Origin of the sequence: Mesorhizobium amorphae (assembly GCF_014843845.1) — a bacterium.
Taxonomy (GTDB): domain Bacteria; phylum Pseudomonadota; class Alphaproteobacteria; order Rhizobiales; family Rhizobiaceae; genus Mesorhizobium; species Mesorhizobium amorphae_A.
Window position 1 is genome coordinate 21667 of sequence record NZ_JHQS01000024.1, and the last position, 23667, is coordinate 45333.

At 65.0% G+C, this 23667-nt stretch carries 22 protein-coding genes; 14 read left to right on the plus strand and 8 right to left on the minus strand.

From position 1 onward, the window contains the following. Positions 1 to 243: 243 nt before the first annotated feature. The gene (locus tag DH08_RS13065; RefSeq protein ID WP_345892383.1) at positions 244 to 1638 is read left to right on the plus strand and encodes a PAS domain S-box protein; all 1395 of its coding nucleotides are present in this window, start codon (positions 244 to 246) and stop codon (positions 1636 to 1638) included. Positions 1639 to 1687: 49 nt separating this feature from the next. Next, positions 1688 to 1873, plus strand: a complete 186-nt coding sequence (locus tag DH08_RS13070) for a hypothetical protein (RefSeq protein WP_192179696.1) — start codon at positions 1688 to 1690, stop codon at positions 1871 to 1873. Between the two features lie 11 nt (positions 1874 to 1884). On the opposite strand, the gene DH08_RS13075 is transcribed toward DH08_RS13070, so the two are convergent. Beyond that, positions 1885 to 2211 (minus strand): hypothetical protein, encoded by a 327-nt coding sequence (locus DH08_RS13075; protein WP_345892384.1) that lies wholly within the window; start codon positions 2209 to 2211, stop codon positions 1885 to 1887. Between the two features lie 256 nt (positions 2212 to 2467). Between DH08_RS13075 and DH08_RS13080 the strand changes: the two genes are divergently transcribed. Then, positions 2468 to 2680, plus strand: coding sequence for a hypothetical protein (locus tag DH08_RS13080; RefSeq protein ID WP_192179697.1), 213 nt, complete (start codon positions 2468 to 2470; stop codon positions 2678 to 2680). Between the two features lie 81 nt (positions 2681 to 2761). Here DH08_RS13080 and DH08_RS13085 read toward each other — a convergent pair whose 3' ends face one another. Both DH08_RS13085 and DH08_RS13090 read right to left on the minus strand, forming a co-directional pair. Next, complete coding sequence (locus DH08_RS13085) at positions 2762 to 4255, minus strand: aldehyde dehydrogenase family protein (protein WP_192179861.1); 1494 nt, start codon at positions 4253 to 4255, stop codon at positions 2762 to 2764. Positions 4256 to 4416: 161 nt separating this feature from the next. After that, positions 4417 to 6084 carry a GMC family oxidoreductase gene (locus DH08_RS13090; RefSeq protein WP_192179698.1) on the minus strand — a complete coding sequence of 556 codons (1668 nt, stop codon included), beginning with the start codon at positions 6082 to 6084 and terminating at the stop codon, positions 4417 to 4419. A 198-nt stretch (positions 6085 to 6282) separates the two neighbouring features. Here DH08_RS13090 and DH08_RS13095 point away from each other — a divergent pair, with 198 nt between their 5' ends. The 4 genes from DH08_RS13095 (at position 6283) to DH08_RS13110 (ending at position 10996) form a co-directional block, all read left to right on the plus strand. After that, on the plus strand, positions 6283 to 7365 hold the full coding sequence (locus tag DH08_RS13095) for a sugar ABC transporter substrate-binding protein (protein WP_192179699.1): 1083 nt from the start codon (positions 6283 to 6285) through the stop codon (positions 7363 to 7365). Between the two features lie 161 nt (positions 7366 to 7526). Beyond that, positions 7527 to 8510, plus strand: coding sequence for an ABC transporter permease (locus DH08_RS13100; protein ID WP_192179700.1), 984 nt, complete (start codon positions 7527 to 7529; stop codon positions 8508 to 8510). Positions 8511 to 8515: 5 nt separating this feature from the next. Continuing rightward, positions 8516 to 10018: a sugar ABC transporter ATP-binding protein gene (locus tag DH08_RS13105; protein WP_192179862.1), complete on the plus strand. Its 1503-nt coding sequence runs from the start codon at positions 8516 to 8518 to the stop codon at positions 10016 to 10018. 9 nt (positions 10019 to 10027) lie between these two features. Further along, positions 10028 to 10996: an ABC transporter permease gene (locus DH08_RS13110; RefSeq protein WP_192179701.1), complete on the plus strand. Its 969-nt coding sequence runs from the start codon at positions 10028 to 10030 to the stop codon at positions 10994 to 10996. A gap of 191 nt (positions 10997 to 11187) precedes the next feature. Here DH08_RS13110 and gloA read toward each other — a convergent pair whose 3' ends face one another. Beyond that, complete coding sequence (gene gloA, locus DH08_RS13115; protein WP_006204247.1) at positions 11188 to 11601, minus strand: lactoylglutathione lyase; 414 nt, start codon at positions 11599 to 11601, stop codon at positions 11188 to 11190. 161 nt (positions 11602 to 11762) lie between these two features. Here gloA and DH08_RS13120 point away from each other — a divergent pair, with 161 nt between their 5' ends. The 3 genes from DH08_RS13120 (at position 11763) to DH08_RS13130 (ending at position 14772) form a co-directional block, all read left to right on the plus strand. After that, positions 11763 to 13199, plus strand: coding sequence for an FAD-binding oxidoreductase (locus tag DH08_RS13120; RefSeq protein ID WP_192179702.1), 1437 nt, complete (start codon positions 11763 to 11765; stop codon positions 13197 to 13199). A 3-nt stretch (positions 13200 to 13202) separates the two neighbouring features. Further along, the gene (locus DH08_RS13125) at positions 13203 to 14009 is read left to right on the plus strand and encodes a FadR/GntR family transcriptional regulator (protein ID WP_192179703.1); all 807 of its coding nucleotides are present in this window, start codon (positions 13203 to 13205) and stop codon (positions 14007 to 14009) included. Between the two features lie 76 nt (positions 14010 to 14085). Further along, the gene (locus tag DH08_RS13130) at positions 14086 to 14772 is read left to right on the plus strand and encodes a hypothetical protein (protein ID WP_210328718.1); all 687 of its coding nucleotides are present in this window, start codon (positions 14086 to 14088) and stop codon (positions 14770 to 14772) included. A gap of 132 nt (positions 14773 to 14904) precedes the next feature. On the opposite strand, the gene DH08_RS13135 is transcribed toward DH08_RS13130, so the two are convergent. Beyond that, on the minus strand, positions 14905 to 15789 hold the full coding sequence (locus DH08_RS13135) for an AraC family transcriptional regulator (RefSeq protein WP_192179705.1): 885 nt from the start codon (positions 15787 to 15789) through the stop codon (positions 14905 to 14907). Positions 15790 to 15976: 187 nt separating this feature from the next. After that, a complete protein-coding gene (locus DH08_RS13140) occupies positions 15977 to 16900 on the minus strand; it encodes an NAD(P)-dependent oxidoreductase (RefSeq protein WP_192179706.1) in 924 nt (307 codons plus the stop codon). A 113-nt stretch (positions 16901 to 17013) separates the two neighbouring features. Between DH08_RS13140 and DH08_RS13145 the strand changes: the two genes are divergently transcribed. Further along, complete coding sequence (locus tag DH08_RS13145) at positions 17014 to 17760, plus strand: FadR/GntR family transcriptional regulator (protein WP_192179863.1); 747 nt, start codon at positions 17014 to 17016, stop codon at positions 17758 to 17760. Between the two features lie 8 nt (positions 17761 to 17768). Here DH08_RS13145 and DH08_RS13150 read toward each other — a convergent pair whose 3' ends face one another. Next, positions 17769 to 17918, minus strand: coding sequence for a hypothetical protein (locus DH08_RS13150; protein ID WP_192179707.1), 150 nt, complete (start codon positions 17916 to 17918; stop codon positions 17769 to 17771). 50 nt (positions 17919 to 17968) lie between these two features. Between DH08_RS13150 and DH08_RS13155 the strand changes: the two genes are divergently transcribed. The 3 genes from DH08_RS13155 to DH08_RS13165 all read left to right on the plus strand — a co-directional run bounded on the left by DH08_RS13155 (position 17969) and on the right by DH08_RS13165 (position 21139). Further along, positions 17969 to 18955 (plus strand): aldo/keto reductase, encoded by a 987-nt coding sequence (locus DH08_RS13155; protein WP_192179708.1) that lies wholly within the window; start codon positions 17969 to 17971, stop codon positions 18953 to 18955. Between the two features lie 185 nt (positions 18956 to 19140). After that, on the plus strand, positions 19141 to 20208 hold the full coding sequence (locus DH08_RS13160; RefSeq protein ID WP_246800814.1) for a pyridoxal phosphate-dependent aminotransferase: 1068 nt from the start codon (positions 19141 to 19143) through the stop codon (positions 20206 to 20208). 25 nt (positions 20209 to 20233) lie between these two features. Continuing rightward, complete coding sequence (locus DH08_RS13165; protein WP_192179709.1) at positions 20234 to 21139, plus strand: allantoinase PuuE; 906 nt, start codon at positions 20234 to 20236, stop codon at positions 21137 to 21139. A gap of 48 nt (positions 21140 to 21187) precedes the next feature. Here the strand turns inward: DH08_RS13165 and DH08_RS13170 are convergent, their stop codons facing one another. Continuing rightward, the gene (locus tag DH08_RS13170; protein ID WP_192179710.1) at positions 21188 to 23608 is read right to left on the minus strand and encodes a GcvT family protein; all 2421 of its coding nucleotides are present in this window, start codon (positions 23606 to 23608) and stop codon (positions 21188 to 21190) included. Between the last annotated feature and the right edge of the window lie 59 nt (positions 23609 to 23667).

A 23667-nucleotide genomic window follows, 5' to 3' on the forward strand; every position in this document is an offset into this window, starting at 1 on the left:
ACTGGTTAAAGGACCGGTAGTTCCTGACCGCCGAAATCGCCAGGATCATGACAACTGTTTGCGCATGGGCTGAGCATGGCACCAACGGGCCGCGATGACACGAAGGGCCGGTCGCATTCCACCGCTCCCAAGCAGCGCCAAAGTAAAACACCTGACCGGAACCGAAAGGCGCGATGCGCATTTTAGCTTTAGCTGGTGGTCCGTCAGGGCTGGCAGGCTATTGCTCGAACAGTGAGATTGCACTTGAATTTCATTCAGCAGGCGGGTGGGCTTCCGGGGAATTCTGCCGAGCTGATGCAGGGGTTGCCTGTCGCCGTCTATACGACCGACAAGCAGGGCCACATCACGTTCTTCAATGAAGCGGCGGCCGAGCTCTGGGGGCATCGCCCGGTCCTCGGCAAGGACCAATGGTGCGGGTCCTGGAAGCTGCGTCACCTCGACGGCCGCATCATGGAGCATAGCGAATGCCCGATGGCGATCGCCTTGCTGGAAGAGCGGGATGTCCGCTGGGGCCAAGCGATCGCCGAACGGCCGGACGGCGAGCTTATACCGTTCAGGGCGCACCCGGTTCTGCTGCGCGATGAAAGAGGCAATGTCGTGGGCGCCATGAACACGCTCATCGACCTGCGCATTCAGACGCAGGCCGACGAGGCCCGGACGCGCCTTGCCGCGATCGTCGAATCGTCGATGGATGCAATCGTCTCGAAGGACATCAACGGCATCATCACCAGCTGGAACGATGCGGCGGAACGCCTGTTCGGCTACACGCCAGCAGAGGCGATCGGCCGGTCGGTGATAATGCTCATCCCGCCAGACCACCATGATGAGGAAGTCTCGATCATCAGCCGCATACGCGCCGGCGAGCGTGTGCCGTCCTACGAAACGGTCCGCGTGCGCAAGGACGGGTCGCGCGTTCCGGTGTCGCTTACCGTTTCACCGATCCGCGACGGCATCGGCCGCATCATCGGCGCCTCGAAGATCGCGCGCGACATCAGCGCTACCAAGGAAAGCGAGCGGCGCATCCGCCTGCTCATGCGCGAAGTCAACCATCGGGTGAAGAACCAGTATTCGGTCATCATCTCGATGATCCGCGAAACGACCAAGAAGGCCAGCACGCCGCAGGCTTTCCTCGACCGGGTGCGCGAGCGGATCATGGCGCTTTCGGATTCCCACGACCTGCTCGTCAACGCCGAGTGGCGGGGCGCCACGGTCGCGGAACTGGTCGGGGCTCAGATCAGACCGTTCGCGGCGCAGGACCGGGTTTCGGTGAGCGGACCGCTGATCGTGCTCGAGCCGAACGCGGTGCAGTATCTCGGCATTGCCTTTCACGAGCTTGCCACCAATTCGGCAAAGCATGGCGCCCTGTCGCGCCATGCGGGACGGGTCGAAATCGAATGGCAGGTGACCGCTGGAACTGGTGGCGCCGGCATGTTCCGCCTGGAGTGGCGTGAACTGGACGGGCCCGTCGTGGACGACATGGCGCGCCAGGGTTTCGGCACGGTCGTGCTCAAGCGCGTCGCGCCCCAGGCGCTGAGGGGCACAAGCAGCCTGGAATTCGGCAAACAGGGGGTCGTCTGGTCGCTCGAGGCGCCGATGTCGTCCGTGGAAACGTCCTTTGACGCCCTAATCGCCAATTGAAGGAACCATCGTCCCCGCCTGAGGTTCTCCGTATGAAGGGAGACTGGCCATGGACGAGGACGCACAGGACCATACGCCGAAGGTGCGCGAAGCGATGGCACGCTCATTGGCCGCGGAGACCGGCATCAGCTTTGACCAGGCGCGCGATCTGATCGCTTTGATCGGCACCAACCGCAGTTCCCTGCTGCGCGAGGCGCGAATATTGAAGAAGCGGTCCGGTCAGTCGCTTCCTTAAACGAAACAACGTTAGCGAAGACCGGATTCAGCGGCCGCATCCTGGAAGCCGAGACTGCCGTTTTCAGCCAGTTCGCCGTCGGCCGGCGGCCCGCATTCCTCGACAATGGCGGTCAGGCCATCGAATTCCATGGCCGCCCCATAGAGTTGGGACACCTGCACGACAAGACACTCGACGTCTTCAAGCGCAATGTTTTCGGCGAGATTGCGCCGCCGCACCTCCTCGGCCACGGCGGCGACATTGACTATGCCGCGCGCGTGCAGCGCCGCAAGGACCTGAACATTGAGATCCTCCCGCAATTGAGCCGAATATCCGTAGCGCATGGGAACCTCTTTCACGACCTATTTTCCTTGAGCATCAAGCATGCACCACAAACGGTCTGCCCACAAGAGAAGCATCAATAATTCACTATTAAAATCAATTAGTTAGTAGAATATGTCGATCACTCAGTGGACGCCTGTTGCTCGTCGTTGGGCTTGTACGTCGGTGGCTGTTCCGGCACTCTTGACGTCAAAGGGGGCAAGCGCTAATTCTACTCTCATTGAGCCAAATACTAACTTGTCTCGTTTCCGTTTCTGGCGATTGGAGGCGTCGATGGCCGATTTGGAACGACCCGAACGACTGCAGATCATGCTGACGGCCGAGGAATTGGCTGCCTTGGAGAACTGGCGCTTCGAAAAACGCATGCCGAGCCGCTCGGCCGCAGTGCGAGAGCTGCTGCGCCGTGGCCTTGACGCAGATGGGTTCCTGACGGCGGCGCAGGGGTCCAGGTCCCAGGATTTTGGGATTCTGCCCGATTCCGAGTAACCGACGGACTAGGCGCACGATCTACAAGGTCGCTTGCAAGAGTCCGGCGCGAGCTGGCGGTACGGGACTGAACGACGCAGATCAGTCGGTCCGGATCCAGACGCCCTTGGTGTTCAGATATTCGTCGAGGTGCTCGGCCCCGCCCTCGCGGCCGTAGCCGCTCATCTTGTAGCCGCCGAACGGCACCGCCGGGTCGAGCGCGTGATAGGTGTTGACCCAGACCGAGCCGGCGCGCAGGCGATTGGCCAGCTGATGCGCCTTGCCGACATCGCGCGTGAACACGCCGGCGGCAAGCCCATAGGGCGTGTCGTTGGCGCGCCGCACCGCCTCGTCCAGCGTGTCGAACGGCAGCGCCGAGATAACCGGGCCAAAAATCTCTTCCCTGGCGATGCGCATGTCGTCGGTGACGCCGGAGAAGACGCCCGGCGTGATGAAGTTTCCCGAGCCAAGTATCCCTTCGGTGATGCGCGTGCCGCCGGTCAGCAGCCTGGCGCCCTGTCGCGTGCCGCCCTCGATGAAGCCGGTGACGCGTTCGAGCTGGCGGGCCGAAATCAGCGGTCCGATCTCGGTCGCCGGATCGGCGCCGTCGCCGATCCTGAGCTTTGCCGCGAAGGCGGCGACCCGTTCGACGAAGTCCTCATAGATCGGCCGTTCGACGAACAGCCTAGAGCCGGCGATGCAGATCTGGCCGGAATTGGCGAAGACCGACATCGCCGCCACCGGCACGGCACGTTCGAGATCGGCGTCGGCGCAGACGATCACCGGCGACTTGCCGCCAAGCTCGAGCGACACGCGCTTCATGTTGGCGGCCGAGGCGCGCAGGATCGTCTGGCCGGTGGTGGTGGAGCCGGTGAAGACCAGCTTGTCGACATCCATATGAGCGGCCAGAGGCGCGCCGGCTTCCGCACCCGTGCCGGTGACGATGTTGACGACGCCGTCCGGCACGCCCGCTTCCAGCATCAGGTCGGCAATCAAGAGCGGCGTCAGCGGCGCCTCCTCCGAGGGCTTGAGCACGATGGTGCAGCCGGTGGCCAAAGCCGGGCCGATCTTCCAGATCGAGGCGGCGGTCGGTGCGTTCCAGGGAATGATCGCGCCGACGACGCCGACCGGCTCCTTGCGCGTGTAGGAGACGATGTCGCCCGGCAGCGAATTGCCAATCGTCTGCCCATGGATGGATGTGGCCATGCCGGCATAGAAGCGCAGCATGCCGAGCACGCGGTTCCTGTTGGCGAGCGTGCGCACGATGGGCATGCCCATGTCCGTGGTGTCGGAAAGCGCGATCTCCTCCCAATGGCGCTCCATCAGATCGGCGATCTTCAAGAGCAGAAGCTGGCGCTCATAGGGCTTGAACCGGCTCCACGGCCCCTCGAAGGCGCGGCGGGCAGCGGCGACCGCCAGGTCGATATCCTTGGAATCGGCTTGCGGCACGGTGCCGATCACCGCGCCGGTGGCGGGATTGCGTGTCTCGAAGGTGCGCCCGCTTGCGGCATCGCACCATTTGCCGTTGATCAGCATCCTGCGATGCCGGCCGTCGATGGGGACGCGCAAGGATAAATCTCTGGCCGACACCGTCATCTTGCACATTCCGATTTTCGCGTGGGCTCAGCCTAAGTGAAGACCTTCATTCGAACAAAGGCAATCGCTGGGAGCGTCGACCTGACGGCGCCCCGGATTCGATCGCCGGCTTGAGCGTTTTCCGCGGCGCGCAGGCGCTCTGCCTGCACCGCCGGAGCGTTTCAGTGAGCGGCCGGCACAGGCTTTCCATCCCGCTCCCTGGTTCGGGGCGAGTGAGACTCCCGTGATGGCGAAGCCATGGCGGCTGTCGTGCGCCCGGCGATCAGATCCGCCGCCTTTTCGGCGATCATGATGACGGCGGCGTTGGTGTTCGAGGAAACGATGCGCGGCATCACCGAACTGTCGCAGACGCGCAGGCCCTGCAGGCCACGCACGCGAAGCTCGGGATCGACGACGCTTTTCGCATCGCCGCCCATCCGGCAGGTGCCGACCGGATGGTAGGCGCTACGCCCGTGCTCCCGGGCGAAGGTTTCCAACGCGGCGCGCCCATTGGTCCCCGCCCCCGGCAGGTGTTCGCGCCGGATGAAGGGCGCAAAAGCCGGCTGCGACAGGATCTCGCGGCTGATCTCGATGCCCTCGACGGCGCGCTCGAGATCGTAGCGCTCGGCGAACGGGTTGGGATCGATGACCGGCGGCTCACGCAGGTCCGCCGATCTCAGCGTGACGCTGCCGCGCGAGCGCGGCCGCACATGGTAAGAATTCAGCGTGCAGCCATTGCCGCCGGGGACCGAGCCGATGCCCTCCTCGACGCCGGCGCCGGGCAGGAAATGGAACTGGATGTCGGGGGTCTTTTCGGTGCGGTCGCCCCACCAGAAGGCGCCGGCCTCGACAATGTTGGACGCCACCGGCCCCTTGCCAAACAGCGCGTATTCGAGGCCGGCGACCGCCTGCCAGCGCTTCTTCTTGTAGCGGTCGATGCCGTGCGGACCGTTGAGCTCGGCGACGACGTCGACATCCATATGGTCATGCAGGTTTTGCCCGACGCCGGGCAGGTCGTGGCCGACCTTGATGCCATGCCGGCCGAGATGGGCGGCCGGGCCGATGCCGGAGAGCATCAAGAGCTTGGGCGAGCCGATGGCGCCGGCGGTGACGATCACCTCGCGCCCGGCGCGCAGCAGTTCGGTGCGGCCGTTGACGATGATCTCGACGCCGATTGCGCGCTCGTTCTCGACGACGATGCGGCTGACCGTGGCGTCGGTGCGCAGCGTCAGGTTCTTGCGGCCAAGCGCGGGCTTGAGATAGGCGACGGCCGTGCTTGAGCGCTTACCGTTGCGCGTCGTCGTCTGATAGAAGCCGGCGCCTTCCTGTTCGCCGGCGTTGAAGTCGGCCCTGAACGGCAGGCCGGCTTCTTGCGCCGCCCTGACGAAGACACGCGTCAGCGGATGCGGCGCGCCGCTGGAGACGCCGAGCGGTCCCTCGATGCCGTGCTGCGGGCCGGCGAAGGTGTCGTTGCCCTCGGAGCGCCGGAAATACGGCAGCACCTCGGCGTAGCTCCACCCGGCACAGCCGTCGTCGGCCGCCCATCCGTCATAGTCCTGCGGACAGCCGCGGGTGAACACCTGGGCGTTGATCGAGGAACCGCCACCCAGAACACGCGCCTGCGGATAGACCATGGTGCGCCCATCGATCATCCTGCCGGGTGCCGTCTCGTAGCCCCAGATCAGTGGGCCGGACGTCATCTTGAAGAAGCCTACGGGCAAATGGATGTAGCGGTCGGTGTCGGGCGGGCCGGCCTCCAGCAGGACGACCGACAGGTCCGGATCCTCGCTCAGCCTTGCGGCAAGAACGCAGCCGGCCGAGCCGCCGCCGACGATGATATAGTCCGGCATTTTTCCTCCCGTTGCTTCCGGCCCTGGCGCGCCCGACGATCTCAAGTCCCTTGTGCCGCGTCAAGAGAAAGGGTATGGTTGCCGTGTTGAAGGGTTGTCGTACAAGTGGAGGAACTTGGCAACCCCTGCCGAAGAGCCCAGCGCTCCCCGCGCATGTCGCCGATCGGAAAAACACCGATTTCAACTGGGAGGTTCGAAATGAAGGACAGGACAATTTCCGCACGTTCCGGCATGGTCAGCCGCCGGACGCTGATGATGGGCGCCACCGCCGGCCTGGCGGCCGTCGCGATGCCGAGGGTCTTGCGCGCGCAGGACAAGCCGACGCTGGTGACGTCGATCCGCTCGCTATCCAACCCCTACCATGCCGTCTGGAAGACCGGCGCCGAGGCCTACGCCAAGGCTGTCGGGCTCGAGCACGTGACGCTGGTCTCGGAAGGCAACAGCGAGAAGGGCATCGCCGACATCAAGGCCATGCTGGCCAAGACCGGCGGCAACATGGTGCTCAATTCCGACCCCAACGACACGCCGGATGCGCGGCCGATCGTCGAGGCCTGCGCCAAGGCGGGCGCCTATGTCGTGACGCAGTGGAACAAGCCGCCGGACCTGCACCCGAAGGACTTCAATCCGACCTATGTCTCCCACATCGAGTTCGACGGCATCTCGAGCGGCAAGACCATCGCCGAGATCCTGTTCAAGACGATCGGCGGCAAGGGCGGCATCGTCGCGCTCGGTGGCCTGATCTCGACCACCGCGGCGATCGAACGCAAGAAGGGCCTCGACGCCGCACTTGCCGCCAATCCCGACATCAAGCTGCTCGACTTCCAGGTCGCCAACTGGAAATCGACCGAAGCCTTCGACCTGATGGGCAATCTGCTCACCCGCTTCGGTGACGACATCAAGGGCATCTGGGCCGCCAATGACGACATGGGCTCCGGCGCACTCGAAGCGCTGCGCGCCGAAAATCTCGCCGGCAAGGTGCCGATCGTCGGCGTCGACGGCATCAAGACGGCGGTCGACGCGGTGCGCACGGGCGAGTTCGCCTGCACCGTGACCTCGGATCCGTTCTGGCAGGGCGGCATGGGCCTGGCGATCGGCTACAACGCCAAGATCGGCAAGTTCGACCCCACCAAGGAACCGCCGGAGCATCGCGAATTCTACGGCAAGGCGGTGCTGATTTCGCACGACAATGTCGAGGAATACTACAAGACCAATGTCGAGGCGCAGCCGACAGTGGACTGGAACGATCTGTGGGGTCGGGTGACCGGAGCGATCCGCACCTGACCCACTGGAGCGGGCCCGCTTACTCCCTGGCGGCCGCCCGCTCCCTTTTCGCAGACGTCGTGCGTTGCCCGGCGACTGCCGTTCTGCAGATGGGAAGCGGTTTCTTGACAATCGATACAGAACCCCTGAAGTCCGTTTCGGACATCGAGCGGACAACGCTTATGACACTCCTCCCCGGCCGTATCGCCGCCCTGTTCGGCGGCAGGCGCTGGCGCAGCCTGGCACCGCTGGCGGTGCTGATTGCATTGTGCGTGCTGATCTCTATCGCCAACCCCAATTTCATCGAACTGCGCAATCTCGTGCGCGTCGCCAATTCCGCGGCCGTGCCGCTGACGCTGGCGATGGGGCTGACCTTCATCATCCTGATGGGCAGCATCGACCTTTCGGTCGAAGGCACGCTGTCGGTGGCGGCGATGGTGGTGGTGCTGCTCGCCGCCAATGACAGCAACGGCAACGACAATGGCTGGCTGGCGGTGCTGGCGGCAATCGCGGCCGGCACCGCCATGGGGCTTGTCAGCGGCCTGGTGCAGACCGTGCTGCGGATTCCTTCCTTCATGGCCACGCTCGGCATGTGGTTCATCGGCCTTGGGCTCTCGGTCTACATGCTCGGCGGCTCGGCGATCCGGCTGAACGACGCCTCGATCCGCGAGCTGGCGCTCGCCCGTCTGCTCGGCCTGCCGCTGGCGGTCTGGGTCGCCGCCGGGGCATTCCTGCTCGCCGCCATCATCCAGTACTACACCAAGCTTGGCCGCCACATCCTGGCAATCGGCGGCGACGAGGACGTGGCCAAGCTCTCCGGCGTCAATGTCACGCGCGTGCGCATCTCTGCCTTCGCTCTGGCCGGCTTCTTCTTCGGCATTGCCGGCGTGCTTGCCGCCGCCCAGCTCGGCCAGTCGCACGCCGTCATCGGCGACGGCAGGCTGTTCGCCGCGGTCACCGCCGTCGTGGTCGGCGGCACGGCTCTGACCGGCGGTGAAGGCGGCGTCGTCAACACGCTGATCGGCGTGCTGATCGTCACCGTGCTTGCCAACGGCATGATCCTGCTCGGCATCTCGCCCTACATACAGCAGACGGTGCAGGGGCTGATGATCATCGCCGCGGTGGCGCTGTCGCTCGACCGCGTCCGCCTCAAGATCGTCAAGTGAACGCCATGTTAAAGGCATCCGGCATCATCAAGAATTTTCCCGGCGTGCACGCCTTGCGCGATGTCTCGATCGAGGTTCGGCCGAACGAAGTGGTCGGGCTGATCGGCGAGAACGGCGCCGGCAAGTCGACGCTGATGCGGGTGCTGGCCGGCACCTACCGGCCGGACGGCGGCAGCCTGACCCTCGATGGCGAGCAGCTCAAGCTGCGCAATGCGCGTGACGCCGCACGACACGGCATCGGCATGGTGTTCCAGGAGCAATCGCTGGTGCTCAACCTCACGGTGGCCGAAAACATCTATCTCGGCGAGGAAGACCGCTTCACGCGTCTCGGCATCGTCAACTGGCGCGCCATGAACAATGCGGCGCGCCGCCAGCTTGCCAAGATCGGCGTCGACATCGACGTCACCCGGCGCACCTCGGAGCTCACCTTCGCGGCGCGCCAGATGGTCGAGCTGGCCAAGGCGCTAACGCTGGAGGAAATGGTCGAGCGGCCGTTGCTGATCCTGCTCGACGAACCGACCTCCGTGCTCAACGGCGCCGACATCGAGGTGCTGTTCGCGCGCGTTCGCGCGCTCAAATCCCGCGCCAGCTTCGTCTTCGTCTCGCATCGGCTGGACGAGGTGCTGGCGATCTCCGACCGCGTCTACACGATGAAGGATGGCGCGGTGGTCGCCGAACACAGCACCGCCGACGTCACCGCGCCCGAACTGCACGAGATCATGGTCGGTCGCGGGCTGCAGGCCGAATATTACCGCGAGGCCCGCCAGCAGCAGCCACGCGAGGAGATACGGGTCGAAACCAGGGGGCTGGGTGCCGCCGGCGCCTATCGCGGCGTCGATCTCAAGATCCGCGCCGGCGAGATCGTCGGCATTGCCGGTGTCGTTGGGTCCGGCCGCGAGGAGGTCACCCGCACGATCGGCGGGCTGCTTCAGCACAACGCCGGCGAATTGAAGATCGCCGGCGAGGCGGTGCATTTCGGCTCGCCGGAGCCGGCCGTGCGCAAGGGCATCGGCTATGTGCCGCGCGAGCGGCGGCTGGAAGGGCTGGTGATGTTCCTGTCGATCGCCGAGAACATCTCGCTGGCCGACCTGTCGAGCGTCATGCGTCATGGCGCGATCGACTACGGCAAGGAGCGACGGCTCGCCGCCGACTGGATCAAGCGGCTGCGCATCAAGGCGCCCGGCCCCGATGCCGCCTGCCGCAAGCTCAGCGGCGGCAACCAGCAGAAAGTGGTGCTGGCGCGCTGGATGACGGCGGGCTCGCGCATCCTCGTGCTCGACCATCCGACCCGCGGGCTCGACGTCGGCGCCAAGGAAGAGGTCTACGAGCTGGTTCGTGATCTCTGCGAGCAGGGCATCGCGATCCTTTTGATCTCCGACACGCTGGAAGAGACGATCGGCCTGTCGCATCAGGTGCTGGTGATGCGCGACGGCGAGATCACGGCGCGGTTCGACGCCAGTCCCGGCAACAAGCCGCAGCAGGTCGATCTGCTGCGGGCGATGGTGTGAGGCCGGCCGATGAATGAGATCTTTTCGCTCAGGCCCTTCCTCGACAGCAAATGGACGCATGGTGCCATACCGCTGGTGCTGCTTGTCGCCCTGCTGCTGATCATCGAGATCGCGGCGCCCGGTTTCCTGACCGCCGAGACGACGGCGCTGCTGTTCGCCAACACCGCGGTGCTGTTCATCCTGGCGACCGGGGTCACCTTCGCCATCCTGCTCGGCGGCATCGACCTGTCGATCCAGGCCGTCGCCTCGCTGGCCAGCGTGATCCTGGCGCAGCTGCTGCCGTCGCTCGGGCTCGCCGCCTTTCCGGTGGCGATCCTGTCCGGACTAGCGTTCGGGATGCTGAGCGGTATCGTCCATGTCAAGCTGCGGGTGCCGTCCTTCGTCGCGACGCTGGCCACGGGCGGCGTAGTGACCGGCATCGCGCTCTGGGTTTCCGACGGCCGCGCCATCACCATCGAGGAAGCGGGCCGCGAAAACACGGCCTGGATCAATGCGACGGTCGCCGGGGTGCCGGTGGTTGTGCTGATCTCGGTGGTGATCGGCATCGTCAGTTTTCTGGCGCTGCGCTACACGCGCTTCGGCCGCCAGGCGATCGCCGTCGGCGCCGGCGAGCCGGCCGCCTGGGCCGCCGGCATCAATGTCGACCGCACCAAGATCATCGCCTTCGCAGCGTCCGGCATGATGGCGGCCATCGCCGGCGTGGTGCTGGCAGCCAGACTGTCGAGCGGTTCGCCGGTTCTCGCCAATCAGCTGCTGCTGCCAGCGATTGCCGCCGTCATCGTCGGCGGCACGGCCATCACCGGCGGGCTGGGCGGGGTTGCCCGCACGGCGGTCGGCGCGCTGATCATCTCGATCGTGCGCATCGGCATGACCTTCGTCGGCATCAACATCTTCCTGGAAAACATGGTGTTCGGCGCGGTGCTCATCGCCGCCGTCGCCATCACCATCGACCGCAGCAAGATCGCGGTCATCAAGTGAGAGTGCCCTGCGCATCGCCTCCCAAGCAAGCGCGGACAGGACGGGGCCGCAACGGCGCAACGCCGACGCGGCCCCGCTTGCCTAGAGCGGTTCATCGTTTCATGGAAACGCCGACCCGCTCTATCTCTTTGTTTTTACGCAATTCCGGACGGAAGACCGCTTCACACTTTTCCTGGAATTGCTCTAGGTCACTACATCGTGTCGAGGCCGATCAGCTCGATCTTGTAGCCGTCGGGGTCTTCGACGAAGGCGATGTGGGTGGTGCCATGCAGCATCGGGCCGGGCTTGCGCGGGATCTTGGCGCCGCGCTTCTCGAGTTCGGCGCAGACGGCGTAGATGTCGTTGACGCCGAGCGCCAGATGGCCGAAGCCGGTGCCGATCTCATAGGGCTCTTCCCTGCCCCAGTTCAGCGTCAGTTCGACGACGGCCTCCTTGTCCTCCGGGCCGTAGCCGACAAAGGCATTGGTGAACTTGCCGCCGGGATAGTCGTCCCGGCGCAGCAATGTCATGCCGAGAACCTCGGTGTAGAAGGCAATCGACTTGTCGAGGTCGAGAACCCTGATCATGGTGTGCATGTAGCGGAAGCGGCCTGCGGCGTCGCTCATTGGGAAAGTCCTCCGGATTCGGCGATTTGTCTGTCTGATCATCCGCATCAAGCGGTCGATGGGGATATGGCTTTGCTTGATGTTCTTAATCAGGGTTGTATGATAACACTACAAGTACAATGGTTGTCCAGCCGTTTTCCGAGGGGTCGCAGAGCCAGGTCATGAATGCCGTGCAGCCCGCATCGCTGATCGCTACGCTGGCCGGCGTACTGCCGAATGGCGGGCTGCTGACCGCCGACGAGGAACTGGCGCGTTACAGCCGCGACTGGTCGGGAGACCATTTCGGCCGTCCGCTGGCGGTGGCGCGTCCGGCTTCGGTCGAGGAGATGTCGGCGCTGATGCGGTGCTGCCACGAGGAGCGCATCCCGGTCGTGCCACAGGGCGGCCTGACCGGTCTCGTCGGCGCGGCGGTGGCGGCCGACAGCGGCGAAGTCGTGATCTCGCTGGAGCGCCTGAACAGGATCCGCTCGGTCAGCCCGATCGATTTCGCCATGGTGGTCGAGGCCGGCTGCATTCTCGAGGACGCCAAGCGCGCGGCGGAAGAGAACGACTGCCTGCTGCCGATCACCTTCGGGGCGCAGGGAAGCTGCCGCATCGGCGGCAACGTCGCCACCAATGCCGGCGGCTTCAACGTGCTGCGCTACGGCATGACCCGCGACCTCGTGCTTGGGCTGGAGGTGGTGCTGGCCGACGGGCGGGTGTGGAACGGGCTGAAGGTGCTGCGCAAGGACAATCGCGGCTATGATCTGAAGCAGGTCTTCATCGGCAGCGAAGGCACGCTCGGCATCGTCACCGCGGCGGCGCTGAAGCTCTATCCCAAGCCGACCCAGGTCGAAACCGCGTTGATCGGGCTGCGCTCGGTCGAGGACGCCATGGCGCTCTATGCGCGGGCGCGGCGCGACTGCAGCGACCTCTTGACCGCCTTCGAGCTGATCCTGCGCGGCGGCATCGAGATCACGCTGCAGGCCCGGCCGGATTTCGGCGATCCGCTCGCCAGGCCCTACCCGGTCTACGTCCTGGTCGAGGTTTCCTCCGGCGGGCTGGTCGATCTCCAGGCCATGCTGCGGGATTTTCTGGCCGGCGCGGCCGATCTCGTCGAGGATGGCGTCATGGCGTCGAGCCGCGCCCAGGGCGAGCGGCTGTGGCTCTACCGCGAGATCATGGTCGAGCGCCAGGGCCGCGGCGGCCGCTATCTGCGCACCGACGTCTCGGTGCCGATCTCAAAACTCGCCGATTTCGTCACCGACGCGCTGGCGGCGCTGGAGCGGACCCGCCCCGACGCGCTCGCGGTCACCTATGGCCATGTCGGCGACGGCAACATCCACCTCAATGTCGTGCCGCCGGAAGGCATGGCAGCCGAGACGGTCGAGCATCTGTTCGAAGAGGCGGAAGAGCAGATCTTTGCCATCGTCGACCGCTATGGCGGCTCGATCAGCGCCGAGCACGGCATCGGCCGGGTCAAGCAGAAGGCGTTCCTCGAACGCATCGATCCCGTGGCGCTCGATCTTGCGGCCGGCATCAAGGACGCATTCGACCCACGCCGCATCTTGAGCAATGGCCGCATTCTGGCGTCCAAATCCTCCCTCGACTATAGGTGAGCGATGACGCTGAAGCTCGACAAGGTCAATCGTGGTCCGCATCTCTCGACTCTGGTCGCGAGTTCCATCTCGCGCGAGATCGCGCAGGGACGGCTGAAACCTGGCGACCAGCTGCCGACCGAGCAGGCGCTGGCGACCACATTCGGGGTCAGCCGCAACGTGGTGCGCGAGGCGATCGCGCGGCTGCGCTCGGAAGGCCGCATCTGGTCGCAGCAGGGGCGCGGCGCCTTCGTCACCGATGCCAACAACCCGACCGTGCTGACCATCGACTACGAAGCGCTGCAGCGGGCCGACTCCTTCCGCAGCCTGTTCGAGCTGCGCGGCATCCTCGAAGTGCAGGCTGCCGCACTCGCCGCCAGACGGCGCACCGATGCCGATCTCGCGGCAATGGGCGAGGCGCTGGCCGGCATGCGTGCGGCACCTTATGGCAGTGTCGCCTGGCTGCGCAGCGATCTCGAGTTCCACCGCACCGTCGCCGAGGCGACGCGCAACAGCTACATGGGCCAGTTCCTGGTTTTCGTGTCCGAACGCGTGCGCGAAAGCATTCTCGCCGCCGGCAACCAGCAGAAGTCGGACGACATGGCCCGCATTACGCTGGGCGAGCACGAGCGCATCCTGAAAGCGATCCGCGCCGGCGATACCGAAGAGGCGCAGGCGGCGATGCGCGACCATCTGGCGGGTGCTGCGCTGCGCGTTGGGCTGCATGATGGGGAGGCGGCGGAGGAAGCTGCAGCGCCGACGAAGGAGGTGGCGTCTCCGGTGCGGCATTCGAGGTTGCGGAAGGCTGTGAGGGGGCAAGCTGGGGGATAGCGGTTTTCGCCCTGGGTGCTGGTTCGTCCGAATTTTTCGGCTGGTCGCCGGTGCGCTCTCACGGCAGAGTGCGACCATGTGCAATCTCTACAATCTCACCACATCGCAAGAGGCCATCTGCGCAAGAGGAACGGCTCAAGGGCAGATGAGTATGGGCACGATGCGGGTCTTGATATTTCTGGCAGCTCTCCTGACGGCACCGTTCGCCCATGCGGCGGAGGCGTTGCCTTTTCCCGACTTGGACACCGAGGGGTATTGCACCGCGCTGGTCTCGAAGATGCTCGTGAAGGCGGAACAGGAGGTCGAAAAGGGAAAGTGCCTGACTTACGAAACGACGATGAAGGTTAAGCTCCAACCCTTCTGGAATCTCGTCGAATCATCCGAACGAGCAAGGTTGATGAGAGATTATATGCGAGAAGTCAGGTTCCAGACGTATGGAACTGTTGGATTTTTCGTTGAGTCGGCGTTGGGGAAGGCTTGCCTGGATGGTCGCGTAGTATGCGCCCCTGACAAGACGAATGTAGAGCTATTGGCTTTCAAAGGTGCCAGGTACTGCCCGTCAGAGGATTGCGTTAAAGAGGAGACGGCACGGAGATTGGGACTTGAGAAGTACTGGTCGAGTTTGCCGAAGGATAAAACGGCTTGGTGCCTCGGCCACGTTTTGCATCAGAAATTCCCTCCACTCCAAATCCTATCCAACTGCGTCGCCGAGGACATCGGAGGGCAGTGCCTTCGCGGGGAGCGAGAGTGTCGGCCCGGTTAGAGAATTAGTCGTCTCGCCAAATCACCCTCCGCACCTGCGGATTTCGACAGGCCGCCTCTCCATATCCGATTTCACTCAACCAGCGACACACTATGGCTGGTGGTGACGGCGACAGGCCGCATCCCCACCGCGCTATTTCAGCGGCAGAAAGAGTTCAAGGACCACTTCGCGTAGCGGCCCCTCGGGGAAGTGGGACAGATGTCGCTGGCAATAGATCGGAAAATCGCGTGCTTCCTCGCCGCTGGCCGGAAGCCATTCACGATAAAGGTAAAGTGCTGCGGGCTCGAGATTGTTGGTGTTGCCGGGATAGCGCAGCACCGCGCAGCGTCCGCCGGGGATCACGCCAGCCTTCATCTGCGCGTCGTTGGCCTCGATCGGCCGATCGGTCCCGGCACAAAGGTCCATGCTGTAGTCGGCCGGGATCGCGGGCTCCCTTTCGGAACGGAAGACGTTGAAGGTCGGGCTCGTCTCGGGCGACAGACCGACGGCTTTGCGCCAGGCGATGAACCGCTGGATGGTGTCCTGGAGCGTTGCCCGGTCTCCGCGATGCTCCATGATCGCCACCGGCGTGGGCGGCACATCGCGGATCGTCACGTCGTCGTGGTCAAAGATTATCTGCATGAGCGTGTTCCTTGCTTTGTCGAGGGGCCCGAAGGCCATAAGCCACGACCCCCAGTCGGGAGACTTCCGGAACGACGAAGGCGATTGTCCGAACCGTTGCCGAAAGGCGCGGGCGAAGGCATCCGGTGCGTCGTAACCGGCATCCATCGCTATATCGGTGACGCTTTGGGCGTCGCTCTCGGCAAGCCTGTACGAAGCGCGCTTCAGGCGGGCGAGTTGGACATAGCGATGCACGGACACCCCGAAGGTGGAGGTGAACTGCCGGTGGAAATGGTATTTCGAGAACGCCGCGACGCCGCTCAACGCCTCCAGGCCCAGATCGTCGTCCAGATTCTGGTCTATGTGGTCCAGCACCCGCTGCATCCGGGCATGGTAGTTTTCAAGTGCCGCCTTCAACGTCTCTTCCTCCGTGGCAACACCAGATAGGCGCTCCCGGATACGTCGCGCTCGACCGATCTTGCGGTTTGACACGGATTGACGAGTGTCCGCCAGCAGCCGCTTGCAGGCGAGGCTGATCTGCCTACCCGTAAGGCGTCACGCAGCTAATCCCCATACGGCAGCGCCGGGAGCGTCGTACGCGATTTCACTCCGCCGCCTCAACCAGCGACACCCCATTCAGGCCGGCGATAATATCCGACAGCGCCGGCACGAACTTCTCGCCATGGCCGGTGGCGACCGCGGTGGCGAAGCCGTTGCGCACCGCGGCGCCGATCGGGTTGGCGACACCGCCGGCGTGGGCGAAGGACGCGAGATAGGTCATGTCCTTCAGCGCGTTGACGATGGCGAAGCGCTGCGCGTTCTCGTTGCGGTTCAGGACGAAGTCGAAGAAGGCCTGGTAGAAGCCGCAATCCATGCGGCTGCCGGAGATGACGCTGTTGAAGACCTGCGGCGTCAGCCCGGCCTTCACGCCGAGCGTCAGCGCCTCCGAATAGATGGCGGAATAGCCCATCGAGACGAAATTGTTGAGCAGCTTCATGGTGTGGCCGCTGCCGGTCGGCCCGGTGTGCACGATGCGCGCGGCGAAGGCTTCGAGCACCGGCCGCGCCCACGCCACGGCCTCCGCCGAACCGCCGACCATGACGTCGAGCTTGCCCTCGGCCGCTTCCTTGGGCGTGCGCGCCAATGGCGCGTCGATCAGCGTCGCGCCTTGCTGGGCGAGTTCGGCGGCAAGCGCTGTGGTCGAGGATGGATTGGAGGTCGAGCAGTCGATAATGAGCAGCGGCTTGCCGGCGACGGCTCGTCCGTCCGCGGCCGCGGCCAACCCGTCCGTCCCCTTCACCAGCGCTTCCACCTCGCGCGAACCGGTGACGCACAGGATGACGACGTCGCAGGCTTCGGCGAGCTTGCGAGGGCTTTCCGCCTCCGTGGCGCCGGCCGCTATCAGCCGGTCGACTGCATCGCGGCTGCGATGGGCCCAGACCGTCAGCGGCCAGCCCTTTTCGAGCAGATTGGCGGCCATGCCGGCGCCCATGCTGCCCAGTCCGATGAAGCCGATGCGTTCCTTCATGCAATCCTCCAACCATGGTCCTGCGCCTGCAGGTCCGCATTTCGTCACCTTGCGGCGAGCATCCGTCGATGCAATCCTTCGCCAGAGAATCGGACCGGGGGCTGTCGGCCGCGATGGCGGAAAACGAGACCAGGCTTTTCGACGCCATACCGCAAGCGCCCAATCTGAGGAGCGGGCTGGTCAACACGCTGATCGCGCAGATCGAATCCGGCGACCTGGCGCCGGGCCAGAGGCTGCCGACCGAGCAGGAGATCGTCGCTGCGACCGGCGTCAGCCGCACCGTGGTGCGCGAGGCGCTTGCCTCGCTGCGCGCCAGGGGGCTCATCACCACGCGCCAGGGCCTCGGCGCCTTCGTCGCCAAGGATCCGCCGCCGAGGACCTTTTCCATCCTGCCGGACGATCTCGAATCGATCGACGAGGTGCTGCGCGTGCTGGAACTGCGCATGGGCATCGAGGTGGAGGCGGCCGGCCTTGCCGCCGAACGGCGCAGCGACGACGCGCTGCGGCAAATGAGTTTCCGGCTCGACGCGCTCGATGCCGCGGTCCGCGCCGGCAGCGCCGGCCTGGAAGAGGATTTCGGCTTCCACCGCGCCATCCTCGCCGCAACCCAAAATGCCAATTTCACGCGGCTGTTCGACACGTTCGGCAGCGCCATGATCCCGCGCCAGTGGACACGCCTCGACCGGATGACCGATACCGAGCGGGAAAAATACCTGGCCCGCATGCAGCACGAGCATCGTGCCATCCTTGCCGCGATCGAGGCCAGGGACGTCAATGCCGCGCGCCGTGCCATGCGCAGTCATCTGACCAAGACCTATGCCCGCTTCGAGACGCTGCGCGACAAGGCCGGGCAGGACTGACTGGCTGCTCATGTCGTGGCTTCCGCCACGCCGCCAGGATTGAGTTCGCCCATCAGCGGCATGTCGCACAATTCCGCGAAGCTTTGCGGCCTTACACTGTTGTCATACAACCCTGTAATCTGGTAAATCGGCCCGGCGCGGATGTCAATCGTCGCCATGCCGTGGGCAAGATGCCGCCAGCCACACAAACCGGAACGAGGACCAGGGTATGCAGTCACGGAAATTCGGGCGCACCGGACGCGAAGTCAGCGAGATCGGCTTTGGCTCATGGGCGATCGGCGCCTCGTGGGGCGAGGTCAATGACAGCGACGCGGTGGCCGCGCTGCACGCGGCGCTCGATGCCGGCGTCACCTTCATCGACACCGCCGATGTCTATGGCGACGGCCGCTCCGAGAAGCTCATCGCCAGGGTGATGAAGGAACGCGGCGGCGAGCGGCCGTTCATCGCCACCAAGGCCGGCAAGCGGCTGCCGCAGCAGACGGTCGAAGGCTTCACCCGGGAGAACCTGACGGACTGGGTCGACCGCAGCCTCAGCTATCTCGAGGTGGACAGGCTCGATCTGGTGCAGCTGCATTGCCCGCTGACCGACCTCTACTACCATCCGGAAGTGTTCGAGCGCCTCGACCGCCTCGTCGAGCAAGGCAAGATCCGCAACTACGGCGTCAGCGTCGAGCGCGTCGAAGAGGCGCTGAAGGCGATGCAGTATCCGGGCGTCGCCAGCGTGCAGATCATCTTCAATGCCTTCCGCCAGCGGCCGGCGGAATTGTTCTTCGAGCTGGCGAAGAAGAACGATGTGGCCATCATCGCCCGCGTGCCGCTGGCGAGCGGGCTGTTGTCGGGAAAGTTCAAGGCCGACACCAGATTCGAGGACAGCGACCATCGAAAATTCAACCGCAACGGCGAAGCCTTCGATGTCGGCGAGACCTTCTCGGGCGTGCCCTATGAGGTCGGGCTGGCAGCGGTGGAGCGCATCCGGCCGCTGGTTTCCGACGATACGACGATGGCCAAATTCGCGCTGCGCTGGATCTTGATGTTCGACGCGGTGACGGTGGTCATTCCCGGCGCACGCAATCGGGCGCAGGCCCGCTCCAACGCCGAGGCCGCGGCACTGCCGCCGCTGTCCGACGCGGTCATGGACAAGATCCGGATCATCTACGACCAGGACATCAAGCCGCATGTGCATCAGCGCTGGTGAGAGCCAGCGCGTGGACGTTGGAGCGACGCATAGCGGGTGCGCCTCCATAAGGGCCAGAATTTCGGAGCCATTGCGCGGCTAGTTTTTGCTTGTGAACGCGCCGGCGGATTGTAGCCTGCCCGATGAGCCAGTCCGGCAGGGGTAGTTCACGAGATGACCGTCAGCAAAATTCCCATGGGCCCGCCATGCCTCTGAAGGCTGCCGCTCATATCGAGGCCATGTCGGCCTTTGCGCTGGCGAATTTCGGCGGCTACGACCGGCCTACCCTTGCCCAGAACGAGAGCGCCTTTCCGCCCAGCCCGAGCGCGATCGCCGCCGGCCAGGACGCGATTGCCCGCAGCCATCTCTATCCCGACCCGGACTGGACGGCGCTGCGCGAGGCGATCGCGCAAGCCTATGGAGTCGAGCGCGACCTGATCCTGTGTGGCGCCGGTTCGATGGACCTGATCAGTTGCACCATGGCGGCGTTCGCGGGAGCGGGCGACGAGGTGCTCGGCACCGCCTACGCCTATAATTTCGCGGCCTCCGCCGCGGCGCGCGCCGATGCGGCCTATGTCAAGGCGGCGGAACAGGACTTCGCCGTCTCCGTCGACAGCATTCTCGCTGCCGTGACGCCGGCAACGCGGATCGTCTTCGTCTGCAATCCCGGCAATCCGACCGGCACCTGCATCCGCAATGCCGAACTGCTGCGCTTGCGCGCCGCCTTGCGCGGCGACGTGCTGCTGGTGATCGACCAGGCCTATGGCGAGTTCGACGACCAGGATCCGCGGCCCATCCTTGCGCTTGTCGCGCGCGGCGATACCGTCGTGCTGCGCACGCTTTCCAAGGCCTATGGCCTGGCCGGTGCGCGCGTCGGCTGGGGGCTGTTTCCGCCTGCGGTGGCGGCCGAAGTGCGCAAGATGCAGAACTCGAACCAGGTCACCACGCCGAGCCTCGCAATGGCGGTCGCCGCCGTCGAGGACCAGGCCTATATGCGCGAAACGGTGGCCCGCACGGCCGGGATTCGCGACCGGTTCGCGGATGATCTGAGGGATGCGGGATACGATGTTCCCGAAAGCCGGACGAATTTCGTGCTGATCCGCTTCCCCGACGCAGCCGCCGCGGAGGCCGCCGAGAAGGCCTTGCGCGGCGCCGATCTCATCGTGCGCAGCCTCGGCGGTTACGGCCTCACGGACTGTCTGCGTGCAACGGTCGGCCCGCAGGAGATGATGGACCGGGCGCTGCGCATCCTGACCGACATGCGCGGCGGATAGCCGTATCCGAGGGGAGAGTTGAGACATGCCGTATCTGCCCGCCCGTGACTTCGTCGGCTATGGCGACAAGCCACCTTTGGCCGAATGGCCCGGCGGCGCCAAGCTGGCGCTCAACATCGTCGTCAATTACGAGGAAGGCGCCGAATACAGCATCGGCGAAGGCGACGGCGTTTCCGAGGCGATCCTGTCCGACCTTGCCGTGTCACCGGCGGTGCCGGGCCTGCGCAACCGCAACATGGAATCGCTCTACGAGTACGGCTCGCGCGTCGGCGTCTGGCGGCTGCTGTCGCTATTCCAGGCCAAGGACATTGTTCCGACCTTCTACGTGGTCGGGCGGGCGCTGGAGCTCAATCCGGACGCCGGCAAGGCGATCGCCGCGCTCGGCAGCGACATCGTCTGCCATGGCTGGCGCTGGATCGACTACGCGCCGCTGAGCGAAGCGGAAGAGCGGCAGCACATCGCCATGACGGTGGACGCCGTGCAGCGGATCACCGGCATCCGCCCGCTCGGCTGGTACACCGGCCGGCCCAGCCTCAACACGCGCCGGCTGGTGGTGGAGCATGGCGGCTTCCTGTTCGATTGCGACGACTACAATGACGACCTGCCCTATTTCGTCGAGGTCGATTCCAAGCGGCATCTGGTCGTCCCGCACAGCTTCGACAACAATGACAGCCGGTTCTCGCGCGGCTCGGGCCTGGAGACCGGCAGCCAGTTCTTCGAATATGTCGGCGATGCGGTCGACTGGCTTGTGGCGGAAGGTGAGACGACACCGCGCATGATGACGGTGTCGCTGCACTGCCGGCTGGCGGCACGGCCGGGCCGCATGGTCGGACTGGCCCGCTTCCTCGACAAGATCAAGGCCAATCCCGACATCTGGATCTGCCGCCGTTCCGAGCTTGCCCAGCATTGGCTGGACCGGTTCGGCGGCTGAGGATCGTGCGGCGGTTTGAGACCGCCGAACGACCGTAAGATCGCTGGCCTATGCCCTGAGCCGCTTGCCCTCGGGGTCGAAGGGCGGCTCACGCAATAGCACCGCCTCATGCGGCCTTCCCAGTATAGCCACCGACACCTTGTCGCCCGCCTTGGCCGAGCCGGCCTTGACATAACCGAGCGCCAGCGACTGCTCGACGAAGTAGCCGTAGGCGCCCGACGAGACCTGACCGATCGGCGTGCCGTCCGGCAGGAAGATCGGCTCACCGCCGGTCGCGTCGGCATCTTTGGCGTCGATCGACAACATGATCAGCTCGTCGCGCGCCGGCCTGTCGGCGATGGCGGCGTAGGCGTCGCGGTTGAGGAATTCGCCCTTGTCCATTTTGACAAGCCGGTCGAACTTGACCTCCTGCGGCCAGTATTCGGGCGAGTATTCGCGGCTCCAGCTGCCATAACCCTTTTCGACGCGCAGCGACATCAGGGCGCGCGAGCCAACCGGTCCGGCACCGACTTCGCTGCCGGCCTTGAGCAGGGCACTGTAGAGCTCGACCTGGCTGGCGGCCGGGCAATAGAGCTCCCAGCCCAGGTCGCCGGTGAACGAAACCCGCAGCGCCACCACGTCGACGCCGCCGACCGTGATCTGGCGCGAGCGCATGAAGGGAAACGCTTCCGTCGACAGATCGGCATTGGTCAGCCGCTGCAGCAATTCGCGCGACTTGGGGCCGGCGACGTTGAAGCCGCAAAGGTCCTCGGTGCGCGAGCGGAATGTGGTGCCTTCGGGCAGCGGGACGGCCTTGAAGAACCTTTGATGGAAGCGTTCGGCCATGCCCGAACCGAAGACCCTGAACTCGTCATCGGCGAGCTTCGTCACGGTGAAGTCGCCGGCGATGCCGCCGCGCTTGCCGATCAGCGGCGTCAGGCAGGAGCGGCCGATTTCCGTCGGCATGCGGTTGGCGAACAGCGCGTTGAGCCAGGCTTCCGCGCCCGGACCCTTGACCTCGTATTTGGCGAAGTTCGAAACGTCGATGATGCCCGCATGCTCGCGCAGCATGCGCGCCTCGCGGCCGACCGGTCCCCACCAGTTCTGGCGGGTGAAGCCGATCGTCTCCTCGCGCGGCTCGCCCTCTGCGGCGAACCAGAGCGGATGCTCCCAGCCGAAATTGAGGCCGAAGACGGCGCCCATCTGCTTTTGCATGTCGTAGGCAGGGCGGGTGCGGACCGGCCGTCCGGCGGCGCGTTCCTCGTTGGGGAAATGGATCTTGAAGCGGTGGCTGTACTGATCCTGCACGCGGGCCTTGGTGAAGGCCTTGCCGGCCCAATGGCCGAAGCGCGCCATGTCCCAGGCGAACATGTCGAGCGAAGGCTCGCCCTCGATCATCCACTCGGCCGCCAGCTTGCCCATGCCGCCCGACTGCGAGAAGCCTGGAATGATGCCGTTGCAGCAGAAGTAGTTCTGCAATTCCGGCGCCGGCCCGAACAGCACGGCGCTGTCGGGCGACCAGATCATCGGGCCGTTGATGACGCGCTTGACGCCTGCCGTGCCGGCCGCCGGAACACGGGCAATGGCGCGCACCATGTTGTCCTCGATGCGGTCGAGATCGTCGGGAAACAATTCGTGGCCGAAATCGAGCGGCGTTCCTTCCTCGGCCCAGAACTTCATGTTGCGCTCATAGGCGCCGATGAGCAGGCCGAGCCCTTCCTGGCGCAGGTAATATTCGCCGTCGCGGTCGGCGACCGAGGGTAGCCGGCGGCCCATGGCGGCGATTTCGGGAATCGTCTCGGTGACGAAATACTGGTGCTCGGTGGGGATCAGCGGCAGTTGCAGGCCGGCCATGGCGGCGACCTCGCGGCCCCACAGGCCGGCGGCGTTGATCACCCATTGCGTGCGGATATCACCCTTCGGCGTGCGCACGATCCAGCTGCCGTCCGGCTGCGCCTCGGTGGCGGTGACCGGCGTGAAGCGATGGATCTCGGCGCCGCGCTGGCGCGCGCCCGCGGCATAGGCAGCCGTCACGCCGGACGGGTCGACATTGCCGCCTTCCGGCTCGTACATGATGCAGCGAATGCCGTCGAAATCGACCAGCGGGTGCAGCCGCTCGGCCTCGTTCCGGTCGACCTCGTAGAAATTCATCTTGTAGCGGCGCGCCTTGGCTTCCTGGAGCCGCAGCTGATGCTCACGCGCTTCGGTCTGGGCGAGATAGAGCGAGCCCGGCTGGAAGATGCCGCAGCCCTGGCCGGTCTCGGTCTCCAGCTCCTTGTACAAGGCCATGGTGTAGTGCTGCAGGCGGCTGATGTTGGTGGAATCATGCAGGCCGTGAATGTTGGCCGCCGCATGCCATGTCGACCCTGACGTCAGCTCGTCGCGCTCCAAAAGCACGACGTCTGACCAGCCGAATTTGGCGAGATGATAGAGGATGGAGCAGCCGATCAGGCCGCCGCCAATGACAACGGCTTGTGCATGAGTACGCATATCCAGATTTCTTCCCTTTGTTCGGCGACTGTCTTTTAGCGCTGCGGCCAGCGCCTTGC